This is a genomic window from Pararobbsia alpina (assembly GCF_902859895.1).
Taxonomy (GTDB): domain Bacteria; phylum Pseudomonadota; class Gammaproteobacteria; order Burkholderiales; family Burkholderiaceae; genus Pararobbsia; species Pararobbsia alpina.
Genome location: NZ_CADIKM010000193.1, coordinates 1 through 803 on the forward strand (window position 1 = coordinate 1; position 803 = coordinate 803).

The window sequence follows — 803 nt, forward strand, 5'->3', positions numbered from 1 at the left end:
CGTCCAGCTGAGGTGTCGCCCGGTCCAGCCATCGAAGGCAGGCATCGCCGTTGATCAGGATGGCAGCAAGCGGTTGGCCGATTTCGTGAACAATGGATGCACTCAGTTCACCCAGAGCGGTCACGCGAGTCACATGGGCGAGTTCCGTCTGCGCCTGACGCGCAGTTGCTCCTCGGCAAGCTTGGCCGCGGTCACATCCATGATGGCGCCAACGACCTGCGGGTTGTTAGCTTCATTCGACACCGTCTGCGCCACAACGTGGAGATACTTGACGGACTCATCCGGCATCAACAGTCGGTGTTCGAAATCAAAATCCTGCCTGGTGGTTGCTGCCTGATGGACCACCTCCCTGACGAATGCAAGGTCGTCGGGATGCACCCGTTGCAGCACCATCTCCAACTTAGGGTTGGTGTCAGGATCATATTCAAAGATCCTGAAGCTCTGCTCGGACCAGTACAATTCTCCGCTCGAAACGTTCCAGCCGAAGCTCCCCGTGAGACTCAGTTTCTGTGCGTCGGCCAGGTAGGCTGCGTGGCGGCGCAGCGCCTCTTCGGCCCGCTTTCGCGCCGTAATGTCATTATTGGTCTCGAGCGTCCCGGACGGTCGCCCGCGCTCGTTTCGCTGCAAAGACCAACGGCTTGCCACCACGACCTTCGTGCCATCCCGCTTGGTGTGGACGAGTTCGCCCTCCCAGCGCCCGGTGCGCAGCAATGCTTCCTTGATCTCGTCAAACGGCATGAGGAAACGGGTTTTCAACAGTTGATGCGTGACCTTGCCAATCGCCTCGGTCCTGTTCCACCCAT

General features: G+C 59.4%; 1 protein-coding gene. It reads right to left on the reverse strand.

The genetic code is table 11. The annotated features are described in order from the left end of the window. Positions 1-129 precede the first annotated feature (129 nt). Positions 130-803, reverse strand: a 674-nt coding sequence (locus HV670_RS30235; protein WP_175108574.1) for a PAS domain-containing protein, incomplete at its 5' end; no start/stop codon positions are given.